Origin of the sequence: Maribacter spongiicola, from assembly GCF_052119685.1 — a bacterium.
GTDB classification, from domain to species: Bacteria; Bacteroidota; Bacteroidia; order Flavobacteriales; family Flavobacteriaceae; genus Maribacter; species Maribacter spongiicola_A.
Genome location: NZ_JBGQOO010000001.1, coordinates 814,954 through 840,673 on the forward strand (window position 1 = coordinate 814,954; position 25,720 = coordinate 840,673).

General features: G+C 37.5%; 18 protein-coding genes. 11 read left to right on the top strand and 7 right to left on the bottom strand.

All coding sequences use genetic code 11. The features are described 5' to 3' along the window. Positions 1–164 precede the first annotated feature (164 nt). Positions 165–1,178 (bottom strand): nucleoside hydrolase, encoded by a 1,014-nt coding sequence (locus ACEN2N_RS03400; RefSeq protein WP_441822995.1) that lies wholly within the window; start codon positions 1,176–1,178, stop codon positions 165–167. Positions 1,179–1,323: 145 nt separating this feature from the next. On the opposite strand from ACEN2N_RS03400, the gene ACEN2N_RS03405 reads away from it, so the two are divergent. Then, positions 1,324–2,952: a carboxylesterase/lipase family protein gene (locus ACEN2N_RS03405; protein WP_441822996.1), complete on the top strand. Its 1,629-nt coding sequence runs from the start codon at positions 1,324–1,326 to the stop codon at positions 2,950–2,952. Between the two features lie 145 nt (positions 2,953–3,097). Continuing rightward, positions 3,098–3,235 (top strand): hypothetical protein, encoded by a 138-nt coding sequence (locus ACEN2N_RS03410; protein ID WP_027065147.1) that lies wholly within the window; start codon positions 3,098–3,100, stop codon positions 3,233–3,235. Between the two features lie 193 nt (positions 3,236–3,428). Here the strand turns inward: ACEN2N_RS03410 and ACEN2N_RS03415 are convergent, their stop codons facing one another. From ACEN2N_RS03415 to ACEN2N_RS03440, 6 genes are all read right to left on the bottom strand, one after another. Beyond that, complete coding sequence (locus ACEN2N_RS03415) at positions 3,429–3,698, bottom strand: hypothetical protein (RefSeq protein ID WP_441822997.1); 270 nt, start codon at positions 3,696–3,698, stop codon at positions 3,429–3,431. 4 nt (positions 3,699–3,702) lie between these two features. Next, complete coding sequence (locus ACEN2N_RS03420) at positions 3,703–4,227, bottom strand: helix-hairpin-helix domain-containing protein (protein ID WP_441822998.1); 525 nt, start codon at positions 4,225–4,227, stop codon at positions 3,703–3,705. Positions 4,228–4,471: 244 nt separating this feature from the next. Beyond that, positions 4,472–6,148, bottom strand: a complete 1,677-nt coding sequence (locus ACEN2N_RS03425) for a prolyl oligopeptidase family serine peptidase (RefSeq protein ID WP_441822999.1) — start codon at positions 6,146–6,148, stop codon at positions 4,472–4,474. Continuing rightward, positions 6,117–6,254: a hypothetical protein gene (locus ACEN2N_RS03430; RefSeq protein ID WP_441823000.1), complete on the bottom strand. Its 138-nt coding sequence runs from the start codon at positions 6,252–6,254 to the stop codon at positions 6,117–6,119. The genes ACEN2N_RS03425 and ACEN2N_RS03430 overlap by 32 nt, the downstream gene beginning before the upstream one ends. A gap of 24 nt (positions 6,255–6,278) precedes the next feature. Further along, complete coding sequence (locus ACEN2N_RS03435; protein ID WP_441823001.1) at positions 6,279–7,403, bottom strand: glycoside hydrolase family 88/105 protein; 1,125 nt, start codon at positions 7,401–7,403, stop codon at positions 6,279–6,281. A 10-nt stretch (positions 7,404–7,413) separates the two neighbouring features. Next, positions 7,414–10,236 (bottom strand): glycosyl hydrolase, encoded by a 2,823-nt coding sequence (locus tag ACEN2N_RS03440; protein WP_441823002.1) that lies wholly within the window; start codon positions 10,234–10,236, stop codon positions 7,414–7,416. A 113-nt stretch (positions 10,237–10,349) separates the two neighbouring features. On the opposite strand from ACEN2N_RS03440, the gene ACEN2N_RS03445 reads away from it, so the two are divergent. From ACEN2N_RS03445 to ACEN2N_RS03485, 9 genes are all read left to right on the top strand, one after another. Then, positions 10,350–12,782: a glycoside hydrolase family 31 protein gene (locus tag ACEN2N_RS03445; protein ID WP_441823003.1), complete on the top strand. Its 2,433-nt coding sequence runs from the start codon at positions 10,350–10,352 to the stop codon at positions 12,780–12,782. 400 nt (positions 12,783–13,182) lie between these two features. Continuing rightward, positions 13,183–16,314, top strand: coding sequence for a SusC/RagA family TonB-linked outer membrane protein (locus tag ACEN2N_RS03450; protein WP_441823004.1), 3,132 nt, complete (start codon positions 13,183–13,185; stop codon positions 16,312–16,314). Between the two features lie 31 nt (positions 16,315–16,345). Next, entirely contained in the window at positions 16,346–18,289 is a 1,944-nt protein-coding gene (locus ACEN2N_RS03455) for a RagB/SusD family nutrient uptake outer membrane protein (protein ID WP_441823005.1), read from the top strand. A 291-nt stretch (positions 18,290–18,580) separates the two neighbouring features. Next, positions 18,581–19,840 (top strand): biopolymer transporter Tol, encoded by a 1,260-nt coding sequence (locus ACEN2N_RS03460; RefSeq protein WP_441823006.1) that lies wholly within the window; start codon positions 18,581–18,583, stop codon positions 19,838–19,840. A gap of 12 nt (positions 19,841–19,852) precedes the next feature. Then, positions 19,853–21,130 (top strand): DUF4861 domain-containing protein, encoded by a 1,278-nt coding sequence (locus ACEN2N_RS03465; protein ID WP_441823007.1) that lies wholly within the window; start codon positions 19,853–19,855, stop codon positions 21,128–21,130. A gap of 73 nt (positions 21,131–21,203) precedes the next feature. After that, entirely contained in the window at positions 21,204–22,505 is a 1,302-nt protein-coding gene (locus tag ACEN2N_RS03470) for a glycoside hydrolase family 88/105 protein (RefSeq protein WP_441823008.1), read from the top strand. A gap of 3 nt (positions 22,506–22,508) precedes the next feature. Next, positions 22,509–23,864, top strand: coding sequence for a sulfatase-like hydrolase/transferase (locus tag ACEN2N_RS03475; RefSeq protein ID WP_441823009.1), 1,356 nt, complete (start codon positions 22,509–22,511; stop codon positions 23,862–23,864). A 4-nt stretch (positions 23,865–23,868) separates the two neighbouring features. Beyond that, the gene (gene rhaM, locus ACEN2N_RS03480; protein WP_441823010.1) at positions 23,869–24,183 is read left to right on the top strand and encodes an L-rhamnose mutarotase; all 315 of its coding nucleotides are present in this window, start codon (positions 23,869–23,871) and stop codon (positions 24,181–24,183) included. Between the two features lie 37 nt (positions 24,184–24,220). Continuing rightward, positions 24,221–25,711 carry a glycoside hydrolase family 28 protein gene (locus ACEN2N_RS03485; RefSeq protein WP_441823011.1) on the top strand — a complete coding sequence of 497 codons (1,491 nt, stop codon included), beginning with the start codon at positions 24,221–24,223 and terminating at the stop codon, positions 25,709–25,711. Positions 25,712–25,720: the final 9 nt, after the last annotated feature.

The following is a 25,720-nucleotide window of genomic DNA, read 5'->3' on the forward strand; positions in this document are numbered from 1 at the left end:
GGGGACCTTTCAGTTACTTTAAAATTACTTATACAAATACTTGTTTTTTTTCAAGCACTTCAATGTAAAAAGATAACGAACGTTTTAGGCAATTATTGCTACGCCTCCACGAGCTAAAGGTGTGCCAAGGTCATAAGAAACTATTAAAATAAAAACTTAGTGCATTACTTATTCAACAAGGCCAACTTCGCAAAGAAGTCTTCAAACAACAACCTATTATCTAACTGGTGGTATACTCTTATATTTCTACCTTTATGGTTAGTTTCATATAATCCTACATCATTTATTTTTGGAACTTGTTTTAGAACATACGTGCTCGATGATGGGTCTGGCTCAAATGACGACTGAAGAGCGGTCAGAAGCACTAATGGGTTATCGCCATATATATAAACCTCCCCCATAGGAATATTCCATTTATCCAATTTCGCATAAGCCTCTTTCATCACATTAAATAAATGATTACCAAGTCTACCTTTACCTTTAACTTTTGTCAACAGTTCGGCATCTGACATTATAGGTTGTCGATAGACGTTTCTTGGTACTTGCCATATATTAATGTCTGAATCATTGAATATAACTTGAGCGGCTTTAATATCGATCCCTAAATTATATTCTAAAGTAGTATACCCAGGTGGCGGAATTGCGATATCTGTATATTCTGGACCGCCGATCCAAACCAAGGTTAATTTTTCTGCAATTTTAGGTTCAAGCAAGTAAGCACTTGCAATATTGGTTAATGCGCCACCAGCTACAACATATAAAGGCAAATCAGTATCGGTACGCATTGCTTCTTTTATAATCGCCTGTACAGCATCACTATTTATAGGTTTTGTAACATCGGACATACTTTGACTCATGTCTGTATAAACCGTTATTTTATGTTCTAGCTCTAAAATTTCAATAACCTTCATAGCTTGTTCTTTTGCATATGCAGAAGTTCCAGGACCACCAAAACCTTGTTCATATAAATGAGAGGCAATTACACCACGTATTTCTACAGATGGTGACATTAAATGATGTGCCAGCTGAAAGAGTCCGTCAGGATCCCCTCCTAAATCATTATCTATTATTACTCGCATTCTTGGTTTCACTAAAGAGTTCAGTTCCTCTAATGAGGCTTGTTGAGAACATACAAATGAAGAAATGACGAGAAACAGAATTAGAAATGTAGACCTCATAAGATTTATTTTTTTTATAAAATACGTATCAACATCTGATACTAAATTTTATCAATAATACTAAAATTTAATTGTCAGATTATCATATAATTAAAAATTAAATGTATTATTGTTACATAATGAGACAATAATACATTTAGCAATCATGAGAAATCTTAGAATCATACTATTCAGCCTTTTGTTAACCTTCAATTTCACGAATGCACAAGAAACGAATTCATTTCCTGTTCAAGTAACTATTGAACACGGAATCATCGAAGGTAATTATGACACTCATACCGGAATTCAACAATATTTCGGTATTCCATTTGCCAAACCACCAATAGGTGACCTTAGATGGAGGGCGCCACAACCTTTAGATAATTGGAGCGGAGTTAAAGAGACCAAAGCCTTTGGTCCACGCCCTATGCAAACCATGGTATTCGGTGACATGAAATCGAGATCAAACGGAGTTAGCGAAGACTGCCTGTATTTAAATGTATGGACTCCCGCAGACCGAAACACCACAGACTTACCTGTACTGCTATATTTCTTTGGCGGTGGAAATGTTGCAGGTGATGCCTCTGAGCCTCGTTATGATGGAGAAAGCATGGCAAAAGAGGGTGTTGTCGTGGTGACAACCAATTACAGATTAAACATTTTTGGCTTTCTAGCCCATCCAGAATTAAGTACTGAAGCTTCTTATAAGGCTTCGGGAAACTATGGCCTACTAGACCAAAATGCGGCACTTAAATGGGTAAATAAAAATATTGCTGCTTTTGGTGGCGATTCTAATAAAATAACCATTGCAGGCGAATCTGCCGGTTCTATTGGCACAAGTCAACAAATGGCGTCTCCATTATCCAAAGATTTAATTGCAGGAGCTATAGGTGAAAGTGGTGCTGGCATCAACCCTACTATGTCACCTATTTCATTGAAAGATGCAGAAAATATGGGTGAGGAATTTGCTAAAAATGCTGGTTATTCATCAATTGCAGCATTACGTAAATTGAGCACCAGAGAAGTATACGAAATATATAATGAGTCTAAACTATTTGGCTTTCCAGCTGTTCTAGATGGTTACTTTTTACCCAAAACGCTACCTGAAATCTTTGAAAATAAAGAACAAGCTATGGTCCCATTATTATTAGGGTGGAATTCTGCTGAAATACCAGGTATGGCTTTCACTCAAGGTCCATATACAGAAGAAAATTATGTAAATAAGGTCAAAGAAACTTATCCAAAGGAATATAAAAAAGTACTGGAGTTATACCCTCATGGTTCGGAAAAAGAAATTGAATTATCGGCTACTGCTTTGGCTTCTGACAGATTTATCTCATATAGCACCTGGAAATGGTTCGACTTACATAGAAAAAATAGTGACCAACCTGTTTACAGATATTTATACAGTAAACTAAGGCCCCCATTAGTAGACAATACACTAACTTCTGGTTTAGCAGGTGGTACAGTAGAAAAAAGTACCGACACTCCCCCAGAGCCAAAAGCGGTAGGTGCGCCACATGCCTGTGAAATTGAATACTGTATGGGCAACTTGCATTTGGTAAAGGATTATGCCTGGACGGCGGATGATTTTAAGGTATCTAAAGATATGATGACCTATTTTGCTAATTTCATTAAAACAGGAAATCCAAACGGTGAAGGTTTGCCAAATTGGGATGCGGCAACCGCAAAAGACGTTACTCCCCCAGTTATGGTTATTAACACGGAAAGTAAATTAATAAATGCTCAAAATGATGCGCGTTATGAATTTTTGGACAAAGAGTTCAATAAATAATTAAGTAATTCTTTATAAAAATCTCTTCTACTTCTAAATCATATAGTATTATTTGAAAGAGAAGAGATTTTTGCTTTCCTTAAAATTTAGTTTTTAAGCTATTTTTTAAATCAAAAGCAACCAACTAAACTCGTAAATTGCCATCATGAAAAAATTGATTCAAATTATTGGTGCGTGGTACGGCGCAAAGAAAATAGGTGGAGGTAAATGTGGTTGTATAGGAACCGTTTTTGTGTTTCTAATACTATACTGGATATTCGGTTATGTATTAGAGGCTTTTTGAAAATTGGTTGTTGGTTGTCGGTTGTCGGTTGATAGTAATTACGCCAAGCGCTAAACGCCTTTCGCTGGGCGCTTCAATTGGGCTTCGCCCGTGACGCAATGTCCGGGGTGCTTTTCGTCTCGCGATGAACTTCACGAAATAATTATTTTGCGCTAAGCGCGTGGCGCATTGCGAATAGCGAGTAGCGCTTACTCTATTTTCTAACTTCTATTTTCTCATCACCAGTCTTCTTTTGGTCAAAAACTTTGGCACTAGTTTTCATATCGGCATACCTTGGGTCTTGAATGAAATCTTGTTTTACTAGTTTAATAACCTCTATACTCAAGAAACCGAATTCACTGACTACTTTACCATAGAACCGATAAATTCCTCTTCCTCTAAACATATATTTTGCCGCTACCGGAGGGAACAATACCGCATCAAAAACTTGCCCTTGTTGGTCTAATAAGGTTGCAAAAAACATTGCTTTACCGGTGTGAGTTTTTGCTCGTTATAGTAATCAAGTATCCATAGATATCGATATTTTTATTTAGATACTTTTCAAAATCTTTACTCCCCGAAGTATTTAATGGCACCTCTTCTAAAAGTTCAAACGGACTACATAAACTAAATCCCAATAATTCTAACTGCGTAAAAGCAACTTCTAGATTGGTACTATATAAAGACGGAATTTCGAAATGTTGCTGTTTTGGCGCGAACAGTTTTGGGTGGTCTATTTTCTTTGTTTGGTTCAAAAACAAATGTGCTTTCCAGAGGAGTTCGTGTTTATTGGTTTCCGTAAATCGGAAGGCATCAATCCGTATTAAAATACTGACTTGTTCTATGGAAATCATCAGTCTGTCCAAAAAATCTTCTAACGATATAAAATCACCTTTTACGAAGCGTTCTTTTAAAATACGCTCCATTACCCGTTGTTCCAATTCCCGCAAATAGCCTAATCCTAAATACAAATCCTTACCATAAATACGATTTCCCGCATTGCTTTTATTCACGCAAGGCGGATGTATTGTTGCACCCAGCATACGAGCTTCATGCACGTAGAACTCGGGTCTATAAAATCTGCCCCAAGGGGTGCTACATCCGTAAAGCGACCATCTTCCCGTTGCACATCGCGCATAGCCAGTAGATGTCGGTCTAAGAACGGATCAATGTTCGCCAAATAGGTAGCCGCTTCGGAAAACACACTAACCCGTAGACTCTGCAAAGTCTTGCAGAGTCTCCAAATGTTATAACAGACTACTTTAAATTCTTCAAAATTGACCTTGGTATTTTTATCACCGTACCATGGCGCAACCCTTCAGGAAAAGAAACCTGATCAGAAATATCTTCCCAGTTCTTTAAATCGCTAGAAGAAACTGCACCATAGGCATGATTCTTATACTTATCAAAATAGACGATCCATTTACCATCTATACGAATGGCCGTTGGCCCTTCTGCCCAATAATCTCCACTAATAGGGTTGCTGGCTTGCGAATAAGGTCCTTCCAGATTATCGCTAAAAGCCATTTTAATATTTTTTTGCTCAGGCTCAACAGTTTCATCTTTCAAGAACATGATAAATTTATCTTCCCATTTATAGATAGATGAATCGATTACGTTAAAGCCAGGCTCATATAGTAGTTTAGTATCCGCAAAAGATTTAAAATCTTTTGTAGTGGTATAATACATACGGTGGTTAAATCCGTTTTCTTTCTTGCTTTTGGTTTCTGGAAACTTACCTTCTATAGTACTTGCCCAATAAATCATATATACGCCTCTAGCATCATCATATGTAATCTCTGGAGCCCAAGTATTTCGGATACCTTCCATTTTTCCCATTACAGGAATAAACTGCTGAGTTGACCAATTCACTAAATCATCTGAAGATGCATAACCAATTCCTTTATCCGTCCAACTAACGGTCCAAACCATATGATATTTACCATCACCACCTTTAGTAATACAAGGGTCGCGCAATAGCTTATTATTACCTACTTCTGGGGTTAAATAGGTTGCTCCGTTGCGAAGACTTTCCCATGTATACCCATCTTCACTATAGGCAAAATGTAAACCATATTCTCCATGGCCTACAAAATAAGAAAAGAGGTATACCTCATCTTTCTTTAACAAATTATGCGCTAAAAACCACTGCTTTAAATCGTTTGGCCAGTTTGCATTGGTGCCCGAAACTCCTAGTCCAAAACCATGTCCGCCATTTTCATAAATATGTAACTCTGCCGGTACATTGTACTGCTTAAGCGTGTTATAATATTCCAAACTATTTTCAACAGGTACTACGGTATCATCGGTAGCATGCACTAAAAAAGTTGGTGGTGTGGTATTTTGAATTTGAAGTGCATTGGAATATTGATTGATACGTTCTTCGGATGGATTCTCACCCAATAAGTTTCGCTTAGAACCCGCATGTGTAACACCATCTTTCATTGAAATAACGGGGTAAATCAATACAGAAAAATCTGGTCTTGCACTGATTGATGCATCGTGCTCATAAACGGTATCATTAAAATGGGTAGATAGTGTACTTGCCAAGTGTCCGCCAGCAGAAAAACCTAAAATTCCAATTTTACTGGCATCAATATTATAGCGTTTTGCGTTTTTACGGACCATGCGCATTGCTTCTTGTGCATCTTGTAGCGGACCTAAAGTTTTGTCTGTCATGGTTTCATCCGTAGGCATTCTATATTTAAGAACAAAGGCAGAAATACCGAGCGTATTCAACCATTTTGCAACTTTATACCCTTCTTTATTAATTGCCAAATGCGTGTACCCACCACCCGGACAAATTATTACCGCGGTACCATTGGCAATAGAAGCATCGGTCAAAAACGGCGTAAGGGTCGGCTGTGATACTTTAGATACGCCCCGTACAACTTCTAAAGCATCATAGGTTACCGACTCTTTTATAGGTATCATTTTGAATACTGCCAGGAACTCCGTCTGGCCATATGGTAATTTCCTTTTGCTGTGAAAAGCCTAAGGTGGTAAAGCAAAATACTAGTAAAAAACATTTAAAATTCATGTTTGGTCGGTTTTGAATCTGAATTTACTTCAATTTGTAGACTTCACTGCCTGCTAGCAGAAAACATCCTAATCCGTAATCTTCAAAATCAGGTATTTTGGTATAGGAAAGTGGTTGTCCGTCTTTTGGTTCTTTACCTGTAGATTGCACGAAACCTAAAAATCCGTTGTCATGCAGACCATCCTTTACCATGGCATTCCATCCCTTTTCAATTATAGGTTGAAATTTTTCTTTACTTAAAATACCATTATTTACACCGTAGGCCATTGCATATACAAATAATGCCGTACCGGATAATTCCTTACCACCATAATGTTTTGGGTCGTGTAGACTAACGTTCCAAAAACCATCTTTAGGTTGAATGGGAACCAGTGCTTCTGACATGGCTACAAGGTCATCTACATATTGCTGGCGGTGCGGAGCATCTTCTGGAATAATCGTTAACACTTTGGCCAATGCGCCAATTACCCAACCGTTACCACGGCTCCAATAGCAATCTTCTCCATTAGGTTCAGTATATGGTGGGTCAAAATCAGCATCGCGCCACCAGAGTCCGTCTTTAGGATTATACAACCCATTATCACCATGACTATTTCTGGTAAACATGTACATCTCATACATTTTTTCAAAGTATCGGTCATCGTTCTCCAACACGCCGAGTTTAGCAAAAACGGGCATACCCATTTGTATGGCATCTATCCATGACCAATCATCTACTTGAGGGGTGTTCAGCAACATATTTATCGTTGCCTTTGTATTCTTTAATTTCTTTGGGTCAGGCTCCAAATTATAAAGGTCAATATAGGTTTGAGCAGCGCAGTAATCATCAGCATTTCTGTTTGCGGTACCATATCTAAAACTCCACTTATGAAACTCTGCCCAGTCATAGGCATAGTTGTAATACTCCTCTTTTGGATAAATTTCATGCAAGGCCATTAAACCCTCGTAATACACCCCACGGGTCCAAATATTACTGGGTCGTTCTTTATTGGTGATTATGGTTTTGCCCACATCTTGCCATTTCTCCATAAAATAATTATTGGCAAGTTGCATGTTCTTTAAGACGGAATCCCTGTTTATTTCTTGGGCGTTCAGCATACCCTGAAAAAGGCATACTCCCAAAATAAGTATCAATTTATTGCACTTCATATATTTATTGTTAGTTTTTGATTAATGGTATTAAGGAAACCTCTCCTAGTAATCCTGATGGTGTAGGGCTCCAAATTGTGGCATCAAATTTTTGATAATCTTTATTCACCATATTAATTTCCTTGAAAATCTTCCATTCTTCTCCCCGTAGTTCTTTAGCTCTGATTCTGTTTGCGGGCAAGTTGGTAACTTCTACTCGTAATGTGTTTTTACCCGATTTTAAATTTGATAACTCCAACTCAAAAGGATTTGCCCAAAGCGTACCTACATACACGCCGTTTAGCCAAATTTTAGCACTTTCTCGAACTTCGTTAAAGCGTAACTTCCAATTTTCTATAGTAGCATCAGGATTTTCAAATGTGGTTTCATATCGTGCAGTTCCTGAAAAATAAGAGGCATCCTCCCCCAATTCCGTCCATGAGTTCAACTCATTTAAAGTTGCTGATTCTGGTAATGACGGACCGCCTTTTATAAAATCAATCTTCCACTCATCATTTAATACATGCGATGTTTCTGATTCTTTTAAATACTGCCAAGATTCCTTGCTCGATGATTGAGCGGTTTTTAAAAAGAGTGAACCCCCAGAAGGAATATGTAACTTTACTAAAGTTGTACCATTCTGAATTTCGCTTATTCCCACGCCTTCTTTTTGAGACAATGGGTCATAAAGATGTACTTTTTCAGCTTCTATTTGTATAGGAAATGTTCCGCTTATAGCATTTGCCGTATGGTTCACCAAATAATAGATTTTTTCACCATTGATGTCTCTGCGGATAAATTTGAGTCCGGTTTCAACAATCGTTTCTGGATACAGACCGTTATCACGTAAGGCATTACCAATTGAATTTTCAGGATGCAACAATGATGTATTCTCTGTCTTTAACTGTGACAAGGTGTTATTCTTTTCCTGGTAATCAGCAAAACCAGGCACGGACTCCGGTAGCCCTTGAAAGATTATTTGAGCTCCCTGTTTTTTAAGTTGTACTAGCTTCTTGAATGTAGGCAATGGCATTTTATCGGCATCTGGTACCACCAGGCTTTTATAGGCAACACCTTGGGTTTGCAATGAACCATTTTCATAGGATAGGTCTTCAATAAATCGGTCAGATATAAAGTCGGTCGCATACCCTTGTTGTGCCAAATCTGTTGCAAGACCGTAAAATTTGGTGCCGTGCAGCCATTCATCCAACGAGTGGATTTTAAACTGAAAAAAGCGTTGACCCTTTAAATAATCGTCCCATACATCATGAATAGGCCAATAGAGTAATATTTCATTGTCCGGGGTACCTGATTGCAACAATATCTGGCAATTTTCAATATAAGAGAACAATGCTGGGGCATCTTCCCAAATGGTATTATTTTCATTAAAATTTACCGACGCATAAAACTTCCAACCTGGCCAAACCGCCCTTTTTGGCGAGTAAGTAGAACCATGTAAAAATATGTGGTTAACACCGTTAAGCAACAAATCTTCAGCTTCTGGTTTAGTTTGCGATAACGCCGTTTTAAAATGGTCGCGTAACCATGTAAATGTTTCTGATGATACCAAAGGTTTACCTGCAATGTGGGCGGCAGAAGAAGAAAATTTCAGCATTACCGGATCGGCATCACCTTCCCTAATATCTTCTTTTTCCCTTCTAAACCCAGAAATATCATAGGGCATGGAACCAAATGTTTCACATTCAGGAATATCCGCTGCGGCATAAAAATCGATTAGATTACCTGGCGAACCATGCGCTTGTAATCTAGATGTATACCCATGTTGGTTTGCCCATTCCGTCCAAGGTTCATCAAACTCGGTCAATAACAAATCTGACAAGGTTTCACGATAGTCACTCTTAATTCTATTCGCCATTTCAGTATCAGAGATAGCGAATAATTCTTGCAAATGCGGTTTTAAATCATATCCTCTAAGCCGCTCAAATTGTTCGAAAAAATCAGGGGTAAAATCTGTACCGTAAACCTCATAACTATCATTAAAAATGGCCCGTAACCCTTTGCCATTGTTTTTAAGCGCCACATTAAATCTGGCTGCATATTGTTCAAATGCCTTGTTGGAATAATGGTCTACCGTATATCCTTCCCCACCTGGCGCAGCCCGTTTTACCTTTTGCCCTGTTTTACCGGTAAAGACGGTATACAAAGTATAATCGGTTTTTTTGGCTTTCCATTTTAAACTATTGTTTTGTAGGTTGGATGTTAAATCAACAACACTACCATCTTTGCCAAAAGCCATAACGGCGGCTATTTTGGCACCAAGGGTATCCTTCACATTTTGCGGAGTTAGATTTCCCGTAAAGCGTTGCCCTTTCTTTAGTTGAACACTATCTACAACCAATCGTGTTGCTGCATGCTCCAAATCTATTTGCGGTCCGCCATAGGGCCAACCCGTTCCCAGATTCATATCTACCTGCATGCCTAAACTATCGGCTGTTTTAATGGTAAAATCCAATAGCGCCAACCACTGTTCAGATAAAAAGGGAACGTTATTGGTATCTTCCCCTTCTACCCCATAAATTGGCGTAATTTCTACACCACCCAAACCTACTTTAGAAAATGAGATTAAAGAGGCTTTAATGTTTTGTTCATCAATTGCACTTCCCATCCACCACCAGCGGGTCCAAGGTTTTGTAGTATTTGCAGGTATTTTACTGTCAATATTTTCAGTAAACTGAAGACTTTCCTGTGCAATACCAGGACCATTTCTATGCTGATTTTGCGCATGTAAAACTGCTGTTGCACACAACAACAAACAGCAACAATTACTAACACTTTTCTTAATTCTTTTAAGCGAAAATTCCATAGCCCCTAAAATAACATCATTCACAAACATGACCATCCTGTGCTATGCTGAAAATACAAAATCAAATTATTGACAGCATAGTACAGGATACAATCAATTTTTTCTACCTGTAACTTACCCCCATCACACTGTAACTTTTGAATATGAAATTTTTACGTTTATCTCTAATTTTTTGCATTTTCACCTTTGGTTTTAGCGCCACTGCACAAACTTTTTTAGGCAACTTTGAAGAAATACAATCTGAAACCGGTAATGAAATAACACTAAAGACAAGTAATGGCCTAGTAAAAATTGAATTTATTTCAACCGATGCAGCGCGCATTAGAACTTCTTGGAACGGGGAATTTGCAGAGAACGAACCTTGGATGGTCATTCGCTATGATTGGCCTCAAGTAAATTACAACAAGAAAGAAAACGAACAAGAACTGGAATTTTCAACGGATAAAATTGAATTGAAAATTAGCAAGAAACCTTTTGCGATATCCATACTAGACCGTAATGGAAAAGTACTTTTAGAAGAACATAAAAATACAAACAACAGTAGCGCCTTTACTTCTGATGAACATACCGGAACAACTTTTAAACTACAACCTGACGAACACTTTTTTGGTTTTGGGGAACGCATGGATTTTCTTGACCGACGCGGTAAAAAACTACATTTGAATGTAGGCAGAGGTCAAGGGCTACCGCACATTATTGGGGCATACAATCCGCTTGAAGCAAATTACTCACCAGTACCTTTTTTCATGAGTACTGCAGGCTATGGGTTATTCTTGCATAACGCTCACCCAACCAATTGGGATATGGGGCATAGCTCAAATGATACCTTTTCTTTCAATGCCGAAGGGGGTGAGTTGGATTACTATGTAATGTATGGCCCTGATTTTTCAACCTTGCTTGACACCTATACCAACATTACCGGTAAATCTCCTCTGTTACCAAAATTTGCCCTGGGTCTACATGTTGGCACGTATAGCGGAGGCACATGGGGCCATGAAGCGGAAACTTCAACACAATATGTAATTGATCTTGCCAAAAAATTCAGGACATTAGGTATTCCTTTAGATGTGCTTCATTTGGATTCTACTTGGAGGTTCTTTGGCGAAAATGGTGGAAAGGGCGCCACTACTTTTGAATGGCGGGAAACCTTTAAAAACCCTAAGGCTATGTTCGATAGTTTATATGCGTTGAACTTAAATGCGGTAGGACTTCATTTACGCCCACGTTTTGACAATGGAAAAACCTATAGATTGCTGGATAAGGCACGTAAAGGTGGTTATGTATATCCCGAAGAAAATGGAGAAGGTGAGTTTGTCAATTTCTTTGATCAAAAATCAGTGGATTGGTGGTGGAAAGAAGGGGTAAAAAATGTGGCCGACCAAGGTGCCATGTTCTTAAAAACGGATGAAGGCAGTGCTTTTGGACATAAAGCGAATGAAAGTGACAAAGTTGGTCCGCAAGGAGAAGATATCAAGTCGTTACATAACCTATTTCCGTTAGCCTACGCTAAAGCACCTTTTGAAAAATTTCAAGAGTACAATAAAATTCGTGGAATGAACCACACCCGAGAAGGATATGCCGGTATACAGCGCTATCCCTTTATTTTTGCGGGAGATTGGCCAAGCGAATGGCAATATATTGAGCCTGTAATCAAGGCCGGATTAAACATAGGATTATCCGGCGTGGGTAATTGGGCACACTGTATGGGAGGATTTGAACACGTTGCCGACCCCGAATTATACATTCGTTGGACCCAATTTGGCTTATTGAGTCCGATCGCACATTTATTTGGCATGGAGCATCCAAATTATAAAGAACCTTGGAATTACGGCGAAGAAGCTACACGAATATTCAAATTCTATGATGAATTTCGATACCAATTAATTCCGTACTTATATAGCACCGCATACCAAAACCACAATACAGGAAAACCATTAATGCGTGCCTTGGTATTGGACAATCAAGATGACGCCAATACGTATGAAATCACAGACCAGTATCTATTGGGTGAAAGTATGATGGTATGCCCTGTAGTTGATAAAGGTGCAAAAACCAGAGTCGTTTATCTACCAGAAGGCGAATGGACAAATTATTGGACCAAAGAAGTGTTTCAAGGAAAACAACATATTAGTGTTCTTTGCCCATTGGACCAAATTCCGATTTTTATAAAGGGAGGAGCCATTTTACCCATGCAAGAATCTCAAAATTATATTGGTGAAAAAGAGATTACCAATATTGACCTACAACTATACCCTAAAGGAAAAAGTACTTTTACATTATATGCAGATGATGGTAAATCATTAAATTATACAAGTGGCGAATTTGCGACTACAGAGGTCAATTTAGAAGCATCAGATGATATTATTTCTGTAATCATAAACAAGTCTGAAGGAATTTATAAGAGTGACTTAGAAACGTACACAGTAGTATTGGAGTTGAAGGAATCACCCAAATCTGTTGGCATTAACAATAAATCTTACAAACAAACAGCAAAGAGCCCTATTAGTTTTGAGAATGGAATATTAAAAATAATTGTTTCCGCTAAAAATCAGCAAACTGTAAAAATTAAAAAATAGAATATCAAGGTCGATGTACAAATTCTAAAGGCTTAGATACCAAATTCGATTTCAAATAAATTACAAATAAATCACCGCAGTATTACCCTAAATTTCACGTAAAGTGATAATTAGAAAAAAGTTTTGATACTCATTTAGCATAAACTATGTTAAATATTAGGTATTGAATTTTGAAGTTGCACCATTTTAATTTCACATCACTTTCTAGTAATGTATATGGTATATCCCGTATTTATTAATTGATACAACACACCTTTTGCAATACCGTATCTCTCACAAAAATAGCTAATTACGAATCTGATAATTTTATCAGGTAAGTACAGGATAGTCAACAAAAATTTAATATATATTTTAGACACACGATAAAGTGTAATCGATTACATTAACAATAACTCAACTTATGAAAAAATCAAACCACACAAAATTTAAAGAAGCATTTCTATTATGTTTCTTGTTCCTTTCAGTAGGACTTTTTGCACAGGAAAAATCCATTTCCGGCGTTATAAGTGATGGCACAGGTATGCCATTACCCGGTGTAAACGTAGTAATAAAAGGAACTACAAATGGTACTGGTGCCGACTTTGATGGGAACTACAGTATTACTGCATCTGAAGGACAAACTTTAGTATTTACTTCCATCGGATATAAAACTAAGGAAGTACTTATTGGCTCGAGCAATACGTACAATGTATCAATGGAAGAAGATAGCGCCTTACTTGATGAAGTAGTTGTTGTCGGATACGGTACAACAAAGAAATCTGATGTGACCGGTGCTATTGTAAGCGTTACCGCAGATGATATAAATTCTAGACCTGTCAACAATGCAATTGAAGCTATGCAGGGTAAAGCAGCGGGTGTTGATATTTCATCTAATGAACGACCAGGTAGTATTGGTAACATTACTATAAGGGGTGTTCGTTCGCTATCGGCTTCAAATGCACCGCTATATGTATTAGATGGTATTCCTTTAATATCTGGAGGAATTGAAAATATCAACCCCACCGATATTGAATCGATAGATATTCTAAAAGATGCATCTGCAACGGCTATATATGGTTCGCGTGGTGCAAATGGTGTTGTAATCGTGACTACTAAAAGGGGTAAGACAGGTAGATTTACATTAAGTTACAACTCTGCCATTACCACTCAAACATTAAATGAAGCAGCTCCTCAATTTAATGCTGGTGAGTTCGTAGAATATAGAAGATGGGCAAAATATTATGAAAATCCAGATACATTCCCTAGAGGTGACCAGCCTACCATATCAAATGATGAAGCAATCTTCTCTGGTGATGACACTGCATTCAATAATATCTTACGAGGATGGGAAGGTGGCACTTGGGATGGAACAAAATTAATAACCACAGATTGGACGGATTTTGTGACCCGAACAGGTTTTACTAATCAACATACCTTAAGCGCTAGTGGTGGTTCAGAAAAAATGAAAGCCTATGGTTCATTTGGCTATATCAATAACACAGGTAGTGTAATTGGCCAAAGCTACGAACGATATAATGCAGCGGTAAGTGTTGAAATAACCCCTACAGACTGGTTTACTTTTGGTGGTAATTTAAACTCCTCATACAGCACACAAGAATTCGGACAATCCACTTCTGGAAATGTCGGGGTATCTGCACAAAGTGGTTTATACCAAAGTGCCCGTTCTATTTTTCAATATACGTTACCATATGATAGTGATGGAAATAGAATCGATTTTCCAGGTGGTGATATTGCCGTGAAAACCATTATTGATGAAGATTTATATTCTCAGGATCAACGAGTAACACTTAGAGCTTTTGGTAGTTTCTATGCACAACTTGATTTTGGTGCTTTCGGATCTACTTTAAAGGGATTAAAATTCAGAACTAATTTTGGTCCGGATATAGAAACGTTTAGAAATGGTAGTTTCTTAGATGGCCAGTCTGTAATTAGAACCGGTTCAAGCTACGCAGCCCTTAATAAAAGACAACGGTTATCCTATACCTTAGATAATCTGTTATTATATAATAGAACATTTGGTAAACATGATGTAGGTGCTACATTATTGCAGAGTCAAACACAATTTATTGAAGAATCTAATTTCATGGCTGCGGACAACATACCATTCGCAAGTCAAAAATGGAATGCATTGAGTGCTGATAACGTTGCTTTGTCGCGATATAATTCTGACTTGATCGAACAACAATTGTTATCCTACATGGCTCGTTTAAATTATGGTTTTGACAATAAGTATTTATTGACCGTATCAGGACGTTATGATGGCGCTTCTCAATTAGCAGAAGGTAACAAAGGTGCTTTTTTCCCAAGTGCTGCTTTAGGATGGAGCATAGATAAAGAAAAGTTTCTAGTAGATTCTAATTGGATTGATCAGTTAAAGCTACGTGTTGGTGTTGGTGTCACCGGTAATGCAGCCATCAAACCTTATTCAACCCAAGGAGGTTTATACCCGTTATTTTACCCAATAGGTTCAACTGGTGTTTCGGGTGTTCAATTGGTAACCGATGATTCTGATGAAAAAATATTAGCTAATCAAGATTTAGGTTGGGAAAAAACAACCCAATATAATTATGGCTTGGACTTTTCATTTTTCTCAGGCCGTGTAGCGGGTGGACTAGATTATTACAACTCAGAAACTACAGATCTTTTATTAAGACAGGCCATACCTTCAATTACAGGTTATGTAAATACGTTTGCCAATGTAGGAGAAACTAAGAGTAGCGGTATCGATTTAACGTTAAACACCGTAAATGTTAGGACCGAAGATTTTCAGTGGTCATCAGACATTAGTGCATCATGGCAAGAAAATGAAATTGTAACATTGGCAAATGGAAAAGAAGATGACATCGTAAACAATTGGTTCATTGGAGAATCTTTAGGGGTCATATACGGTTATGAATCTGATGGTATTTGGCAAGAATCAGATGCTGCTGAAATAGCACAGTTTAATGCTAACGGTCATACTTTTTCGCCTGGTAACGCAAGACCGGTTGACCAAAATGGTGACTTTGTTATAGATGCTAACAATGACAGAGTTATTGTGGGCAGTACAATACCTAAATATATTTTAGGACTAACAAATACCTTTAAATATAAAGATCTTGAGCTATCGGTATTTTTATTCGGTCGTTTTGGATATACTTATAACACAGGTGGTGAAGGTTTAGTAGGTCGATATAATTCTAGAAAAGTTGATTATTACACTCCAAATAATACCAATGCAGAATATCAGAAACCAATCTACTCCGCAGGTTTTGGAGACACATATTTTGGTACATTAGGTTATAGAAGCGGTTCATTTATAAAAGTCAGAAACATTTCACTAGGGTATAACTTACCTCAAAAAATCACGAATGATATAGGTCTTTCTAAATTACGTTTTTACGTACAGGCCCAAAACCCAGGCTTTATTTTCTCTAAAGTAGATTGGATAGACTTAGATGTTACGAGGCCGGCCAATAATGACGCAGGTTATTCATTGGGTAACTCTGCATCTAATAGAGGTTTCACCGTTGGAATGAACGTAGAATTTTAAGACTCAACTAGACTAATATAATAAACAACACATGAAAAATAATAAGAAACATTTTGCAAACGTATTTATAGCGTTCTTGCTGTTAGGTATGGTAAGTTCATGCAGTGACGACTTTTTAGACGAAGAATTAACGACACAAAGAAGTACTGAATATTTCACAACAGAAGAAGGAATACAATCATTAATTATTGGTGCATATTACAAAGTTCTTGCATCACCTTTTCCGTCAGAACAACAATTTGCAACTACCAATTATGGAGCAGATGAGTTTCATGTTGGTGGTGATGACACCAATAGTCCTTGGAATAATTACGATGGTAGATTCAACTCTATTATAATTACAACTAGAACACAAGCGCAAGAACCTTGGGATAATTTTTATGCCGGTATAGCAATGACCAACCAAGCCATAGCCGCTATAGAAACAATTGATTCTAATAACGATGCCATAAAAAGAACAGCATTGGGCGAAGCACACTTTTTAAGAGCTTACAACTATTTAAAATTAGTAAGACAATACGGTGGTGTACCCATCAAAACAACAGTTAGTACAACAGTTGAATTAGAATTTACCCGCGCTACTGCAGAAGAAGTACTTGCCTTTGTAATCGAAGATTTTACAAAAGCATATAGCCTCTTAGATAACGGTGTTATATTTCCAGCCCAGATTAGTAAAGATGCAGCAGCACATTATTTGGCAAAAGCCTATCTGACTAGAACTAGTGAAATAAATGATTCATGGAACGAATCTACGAAATCGGCAGATTTAGAAGCTGTGGTAAGATTATCTGATGAGGTAATAGCCAATCACCCTCTAGCTGCTAATTATCAAGAATTATGGGACTTTACAGAACCTGATGGCGACAACGAGTTTTTACCTGAACTTATACTTTCAGCTCAATTTAGTAGAGACAGATCTTTGGTAACTTCCAATTTCAGTACCGTACCTTTTACAGCGCGTTATGATGATTTACCTACCATGAAACGTGACTTAACAGGTATGAGACCTTATAGTAGATTGGCTGCAACATATTTTACTTATGATGTTTTTGACAAAGTAAATGATTCTCGTTTTTGGAAAGTTTTTAGAACCAAACACCGTGTAAACAGGGGGGGTACTTTTGAAGGCGTAGATTATACAGCAGGTGAAGATCTTGGTATCATGTATATCATAAACAGTCCTGACGATGATCGTTTCGATTTAACAATTAATAATAATAATCCAGATATTCTGTATAATGGTAAAACAATACCACACGTATACGTTGCTCATGCTTCAGATGGTGTTGGTTTATTACCTAACCCAAGGTTCCCTTCCTTATCGAAGCATTTCGATTCTTCTAGAAGTTCGATAAATGATAACAGAGGTCTACGTGATGAAATATTAGCACGTTCGGCAGAAACCTATTTAATGGCTGCAGAAGCTAAAATTAGAATGGGTGCTTATTCTGATGCACTATCCTATATTAATGCAGTTCGTAACAGAGGTGCATATAAAAATGGAGAAGACAGATCTTTCTACACAGATGGTGCAGAAGCCTATCCTACTTCAGAATTTTCACAACCTATAGAAGATAATTCATATATAAAAGAAAACTCATATTACGAGTCGAATAATATTCCTGTTAACACTGATGCCACAGACCTAACCATAACCGGTACAGCTAGCTTACCAGCTGAAGATGAAGCAATATTTGCAACATTAGGTGTAAGTGGCGAATATGATAGAATGTTAAATTTAGTATTGAACGAACGTACTCGAGAATTATGTGGCGAATGGCATCGTTGGGAAGATTTAAGTAGAACATTAACATTAGTTGACAGAGCAAAGGCCTATAATCCAGAAGCAGCACCTAATATTAAAGAGCACCATGTGCTTAGACCAATACCGCAAACATTTCTTGATGGTATTTATAAAGATGGCGTAACATTAACCCCAGCTGAAAAAGCAGCCATGCAAAACCCTGGGTATTAGAAAGATTTGAGTTGTTTGAGTTAGTTTTAGTAAAGAAAAGCCCTGTTCTACGAACAGGGCTTTTTTTATGTTTTATCCTTAAAAACACATCAAAAATTACGATATACATTCATTTTTAAACAAAATCTGGATAAAAATTTGATATTTTACAAAAACATCAGGAAGGTACAGGATGCCCCACCTGTTAGTTATTTATAATTTGGGCACAGGGTATCAAAAACTAACTACAGTATTTGCCGCTGTTATTTTTAAGAGGGTCTTTTTTTAATTTAATATTTTATTTTGAATAGTATGAATAAGACCATTGACCAATTTCTAATGATAATTTTGAATATATTATTTTATCAAAATTTCCAAGCACAGAATATTGAGGGTAAAGATTATTCAGAACTAGCAAATGTGTATAAAACTTTTGACATTGCAGGTGATGATATATTCGGGCAACGTTTCTTATCTGAAAACTACACCTTCAAAGATGAAATTACAGGGGTTACCGTAAATGCACTTACTACTTCAAGACATGGAAATTCGAAGATGTACCAAACACATCCGCAATGGACTGCAGATGGAAAATATATTGTTTTTACTTCTAATAGAACTTCAAAAAAAGATAACTACGACAGTCAATATTATGCTATCTCTACCAATGATTTTAACATTACACAGATTACCACGGGTAAAAACGGTAGGGACTTTCATCTAGGATGGCACAAAAATGTTGCCTATCAATTTAAAGGAAACAATCTAATTGAAATAGATATTGAACAACTATTGAAAGATAGTGAAACTGGTAATATCAAGAGTTCAGAGGATTATATAACACTTTTGGCGACCGTACCAAAAAATATTAAACCTTCTGGCCTAGGTCTGGACGCCAGTGAAAAAGCAGCCTACTTTTCCTCCAAAATCAATGACTCGTTATACGCCATTTATAAAGTAGATTTTAAAACTGGAAAAACGGTAAAGTTAAAAGAGGTTCCTTTTTGGGTGGGGCACTTACAAGCCAATCCATTTGTTGAAGGGGAACTTATGTATTGCTGGGAAACCAGAGGTGATTCTCCACAACGAATGTGGTATCTTTCTATAGATAAAAATGGTAAGGTGACGAACAGACCGCTTTATGAGGAACGTGAAAATGACTGGGTCACCCACGAGGTTTTTATGGGTCCGGATAAAGTACTTTTTCACTTAATGGGACATATAGACCGGTTACAAGAAAACCAAACGGGCATCTATTCATTGAACTTAAGAACAAACGAATTGAAATTTCATGGGCAAACCGGTGATGGTGGTTATTGGCATTGTAACGCCACACCAGATGGAAAATGGATTGCTGGTGATACGTTTGATGGTAAATTATATCGAATTAATGCAGATAACCCAAAAGATACGACCTTGTTGACCACGGGTCATCGTTTATTAAGCAAAAGTCCATTTTCTAGCGAGGCTCATATGCATCAATCTATAAGTCCTGATGGAAAATGGATACTTTTCAATTCAAGTCTATTGACCAAAAATGATATTATGATCGTACCTGTACACCCTGAATAAAAAGAACTATTTATGAAAAAAATAATCTACAGTCTAGTCTTGTTTAGTTTTCTATTAGGTACTTCATGTGCGAGTCCTGAAGTAAAAAATCAAGAAATACAACTTACCAACACCTCTAAAATTAAATTGGTAGATAAACCCATCTCTATTAAAAGAACACAGTTAATGGTAATTGATAGTACGGCAATACATCCTATTGTCATATCCGGAACAGACACCATTGCTTCTCAAGTCAATGCTACGGACGGCGATGCAGTATGGGACGAGTTATTTTTTGTGATGGACTTTGCCCCAGAAGAAACAAAGAACATTACAATTGCATGGTCCGAACAATTACCAAAATACCCCCAACGCACAAGTGCCAGGTTTGGCAAGCGTGCATCAAAAGATGCTCCTGTAAAACCTAAAACTCAAGAAACTATGTTGGCAAACGAACTTCCACTAACTATTGGTTACCAACAATACCAAACAGACGGACCATCATGGGAAAATGACAAAGTAGGTTTTAGACATTATTTTGATGGAAGAAATGCAAAAGACCTTTTTGGTAAAAAGACCACTGCAATTTCCCCGGAAAATGTTGGCATCTCTGCAGACGGCGCAGTTGAAGACAATTATCATACCATGGAAGACTGGGGCAGGGATGTTCTCGCAGTAGGAAACTCATTGGGCATAGGTGGCTTTGGGCTTGCGACCGAGAATAGTTTGATGCGATTAGGGGTAACCGTAAACGACGCTATAAATAACGTAGAAAAAACCACTTTTAAAATACAAAATGAAGGTCCTGTGAATTCCGTATTGCAATACCATTATAATCAATGGAAAATTAACGACCGAGTTTATAATGTTACCGAAACTACAAGCATTTGGCCAGGCATATATGGCTATCAAAACACGGTATCAATAAACGGTCTTACGGGTGATGAAAATTTAATTGTTGGGCTGGTAAATATTCATAATGATATGCCTTTGGAGGTTATAAAGAATAATAGTAAATATGTCATCTTATTAACCCATGATAAACAATCTTACGATAAGGAATGGTGGTTAGGCATGGCCATAATACTTCCTAAAGAAAAGTATTTGGGCTATATGGAGGCTCCAAAAACCGGTAATTTATCGAACTCTTATCTGGCCATATTGGATATTAAGGACAATGAACCGGTAAAATACTTTGCTATAGCCGGTTGGGAGCTAAGTGTTGAAAAATTTGTAGATAGAAATGAGTTCATCACCTATGTTCTAGATATGACAGACCAACTGTCTGTCAACATTAAAATCACACTTTAACCAAAACAACTTGATCAACATGAAAAATAATCGTTCACCCTTTAAAATTACCCTCATATTTAGTTTCCTTTGCTTGAACATAATTCTAGCACAAGAACCAGCCAATGATGTAACGACACCGTTGCATCTTCTACAACCAGATTATCCTACACCATATGGCGTAAAATCCATTGATGAAATTGTGGTAACACTAGATCGTGTATATAACTATCTTGAAACTGAGACTGCTGCTAAATTAATTGATGCAACGACCAAAAAGGAAATAACCGATTTTAAAAAATTAAACCAGAATAGCATTTTTGAACCAGGGGCCTTTAGGTTGACCAGTTATGAATGGGGAGTTACCTATGCAGGTATGACTCAAATTACGGAAGCAACGGGAGACCCTAAATATGCCGACTACACCAATAAAAGACTGAAATTAATTGCTGACATAGCTCCATTTTACTGGGAAAAATATAAGAAGGATAAAGATTATCCTTCGCCAATAGTACAATCATTGCAGCCTCATGCATTAGATGATGCGGGTGCCATTTGTGCCGCTATGATAAAGGCAAAGAGAGTAGGTCTAAATGCAGAATTACAACCATTAATAGATAATTTCATTGACTATATCAGTAATAAACAATTTCGTTTTCCAGATGGTACTTTGGCAAGGAACAGACCCCAGGCAAATACCCTATGGTTGGACGATCTGTTCATGAGCGTACCAGCTTTGGCACAGATGGGAAAATTGACAGGTGATAACAAATATTATGATGATGCCGTAAAGCAAGTTCGCCAATTTTCCAAAAGAATGTTCAATGAGGAAAAAGGCTTATACATGCATGGCTGGGTACAGGCAATGGAAGTTCATCCTGAATATAGATGGGCACGAGCCAATGGTTGGGCCGTAATGACACTGGTAGAATTATTGGATGTGTTACCTAAGGAACATGAAGGCTATCAAGATGTCTTGCAGCAATTACAGGCGCATATTAAAGGGTTGGTTCAGTACCAAGATGGCACCGGTTTCTGGCATCAATTAATTGACCGTAACAATAGCTATCTGGAAACCTCGGCAACGGCCATATATACATATTCAATTGCCAAAGCAATAAATAATGGATACATAGATAAACTTGCCTATTCACCAGTTGTTTTATTGGGGTGGAATGCTGTAGCTACCAAGGTAAATGAAAAAGGACAAGTAGAAGGTACTTGCGTGGGAACCGGTATGGGCTTTGACCCTGCTTTCTATTATTATAGACCAATTAATGTTTTCGCCGCTCATGGTTACGGACCGGTATTGCTTGCGGGTTCAGAAGTTATTAAGCTTATAAAAGCAAATACATTTGAAATTAACGATAGTTCCTTACAGCTAAAAGTAGAGTAATATATGTGTCGATACATCCTGTTGCTAACCTTAACTCTATTTCTAAGTTGTAATGACGAAAAAAAGGAAGTAGTTAAAGCTACTACTCCCAACATTTTGGTCATTATAGCAGATGACGCAGGTTGGAATGATGTTGGATATAATGGCTCAGAAATATTTACGCCAAATATTGATGTACTTGCAAAAGAAGGAATTCAGTTAAATCGTTTTTACGTGAACCCTACCTGTTCGCCATCTAGAGCAAGTTTTTTAACGGGTCGCCCAGCCAGTCGAATAGGTATTGTAGCGCCCATCAGCAATAGAAGCGAAATAAGCCTACCGGACAGCATTGTTACCCTACCCCAACAATTAAAAAAGTATCAATACCAAACCGCATTATTCGGAAAATGGCATTTAGGATTAAAACCCTCTAGTGGACCAAAAAAATATGGTTTTGATTATTCCTACGGATTTCTACATGGGCAAATAGACCAGTATTCCCATGAATATAAAAACGGAGATCCAAGTTGGCATAAAAACGGAACTTTTATTTCTGAAGATGGCCATGCTACAGACTTAATTGGGGCAGAAGCCATCAATTGGCTTACAAAGCACAGAGATACGACCAAAAGTTTTTATGTACAATTGGCATATAGTGCTCCACATTTTCCGCTACAAGAAACCGAAGCATGGAAAAAACCTTATGTTAATAGAATTAAAAACGCGTCAAGAAGAGATTTTGCCGCAGCCATGTCTCATATGGACAATAATATTGGCAAAGTCCTGAACAAACTTGATGATTTAGGACTAACGGAAAATACCATTATTCTATTTATGAGCGATAATGGGGCAATGGAAAATTGGTTTCCAAGCAATCAATATGAGGGTAGACATGCCGCAAATGACGTTTTAGGTAGTAATACACCCTTAAAAGATTGGAAGACTTCCAATTATGAAGGAGCTATTAGGGTACCCGCAATAATGTATTGGAAAAGCAAGCTAAAACCCGGCATATCCAATAACTATTTTTCTGCCATAGATATGATGCCAACTTTGCTAGACTTGGCAGGTATTGATGAAATACCGGCTTTAGTGGAAGGAAGAAATATTTGGCCCACACTTACAGGCAAAGACACTTTAAACTTATCTATTTATGTGCGTGGTCATCTACAGGAAAGTATTATAGAAAAACCTTGGAAGCTGATCAGAACAAGACATTTAACTTCCGATACCGAATACGAGCTATACAATATTGAGTTGGATCCAGAAGAAACAAATAATATAGTAGAAGAACAGGAAGCCCTGTTTTCCAGTTTAAAAGTAAGCCTACAGGACCAGTTTCAATTAGACGACCAAAATGTTAACCTAGATATTCAATAATGCCATGAAAAGAAATGCATTCACTATGAAACTCATTAAAGGCAATGAGCAAGAATATAAAAAAAGACATGATGAAATTTGGCCTGAGCTTTCAAAACTTCTTTCGGTAACAGGAATTTCGGAGTACTCAATTTTTTTAGATGATGAGTCCTCCACCCTATTCGCATTTCAAAAGTTAAGTGACGATTTTGACGAAGCTTTGCTACCCAAGCATCCCATAGTCAAAAAATGGTGGGCGTACATGGCGGATATTATGGAGACCAATGCCGATAACTCTCCACTATCAAAAAATTTAACCGAAGTTTTTTATATGAATTAAGACCAATCAATTAATTACCGATAGCCAAAACAAAGTCATGAAAATACATTCAATACTACTATATATAACTCTATTGGGGCTCACATTCTCTTGCAAAGAAAAGAATGCTGAAGTAAAGGATAGCCAAAATTCCCAAAATTCAGCGCCATCATGGGTCTCTAAAGTTGGTGCTTCGCCCTTGACGTTTAATTCAAAAACATATTCCGTAAACGCATATGGTGCGGTAAATGATGGCAGTGCGTTGACCACCGAAGCCATTCAAAAAGCAATTGATGAATGTGCAAAAAATGGTGGCGGAACAGTATTTTTTGAACCTGGCATTTATTTAAGCGGGTCTATTTTTATCAAGGAAGGGGTTCATTTTAGAATAGATAAAGGAGTAGAAATTAGAGGTAGTCAAAACATTGCCGATTACAAGGAAATAGATACCCGTATAGCGGGCGTAGAAATGAAATGGCCAGCAGCATTAATAAATGTTCGTAATGAAAACAATGTATTGATAGATGGTGATGGCTTGGTAAACGGCGAAGGCAAGGTCTTCTGGGACTATTATTGGGACCTTCGTAAAAACGACTATGAGCCTAGAGGTTTACGCTGGATTGTAGATTATGATGCCAAAAGGCCACGAACTTTTTTAATATCCAATGCTAAAAACGTATTCCTAAAAGACCTCAACATTCAAAAAGCAGGTTTTTGGACGGTTCAGGTATTGTATTCGGAACATATTACCGTAGATGGCCTAACCATACGAAACAATATTGGTGGCCATGGACCAAGTACCGATGGTATTGACATAGATTCCTCTAGATATATCTTGGTGCAGAATTGTGATATTGATTGTAACGATGATAATTTTTGCCTAAAAGCAGGTCGTGATTGGGACGGTTTAAGGGTAAACAGACCTACAGAATATGTGGTGATTCGTGATTGTATTGCCAGGGCAGGTTCAGGATTGGTGACCTTGGGCAGTGAAACATCGGGGAGTATTCGACATGTTTATGCATCGAACATAAAGGGCTTGGGAACCAAAAACGGACTCAATATAAAATCGGCCACTACCCGTGGTGGAACGGTAGAGGATATTTATCTTGAAAATATACAGATGGATAGTGTACGTACATTTATGGAAGTTTCCATGAATTGGAATCCAACCTACAGTTATTCTAAATTACCAGAAGAATTTGACCCCGAAGAAATTCCCGTTCATTGGAAAAAGATGCTCAATAAAGTTGAACCGGAATCAAAAGGCGTTCCACAATTTAAAAATATCACCCTAAGAAACATTCAAGTTAAAGGAGCTAAAAAAGCAATTAACGTAAAAGGTTTGGAAAGTTCAACGGTTGAACAAATAACATTGGACAATGTGCATATAGAGGCAGAAACGGCTGGGGATATCCAATATAGTAAAAACTGGAGCTTGACCAATGTAAGTCTAGATACCGAGGACGGCTTGCCGTTAACCATAGAGAATTCACCTGGGGTTATTTTCCCGGCATCTACGTATTCTTCCAATAAACAAACGAATTAAAAACTGTAG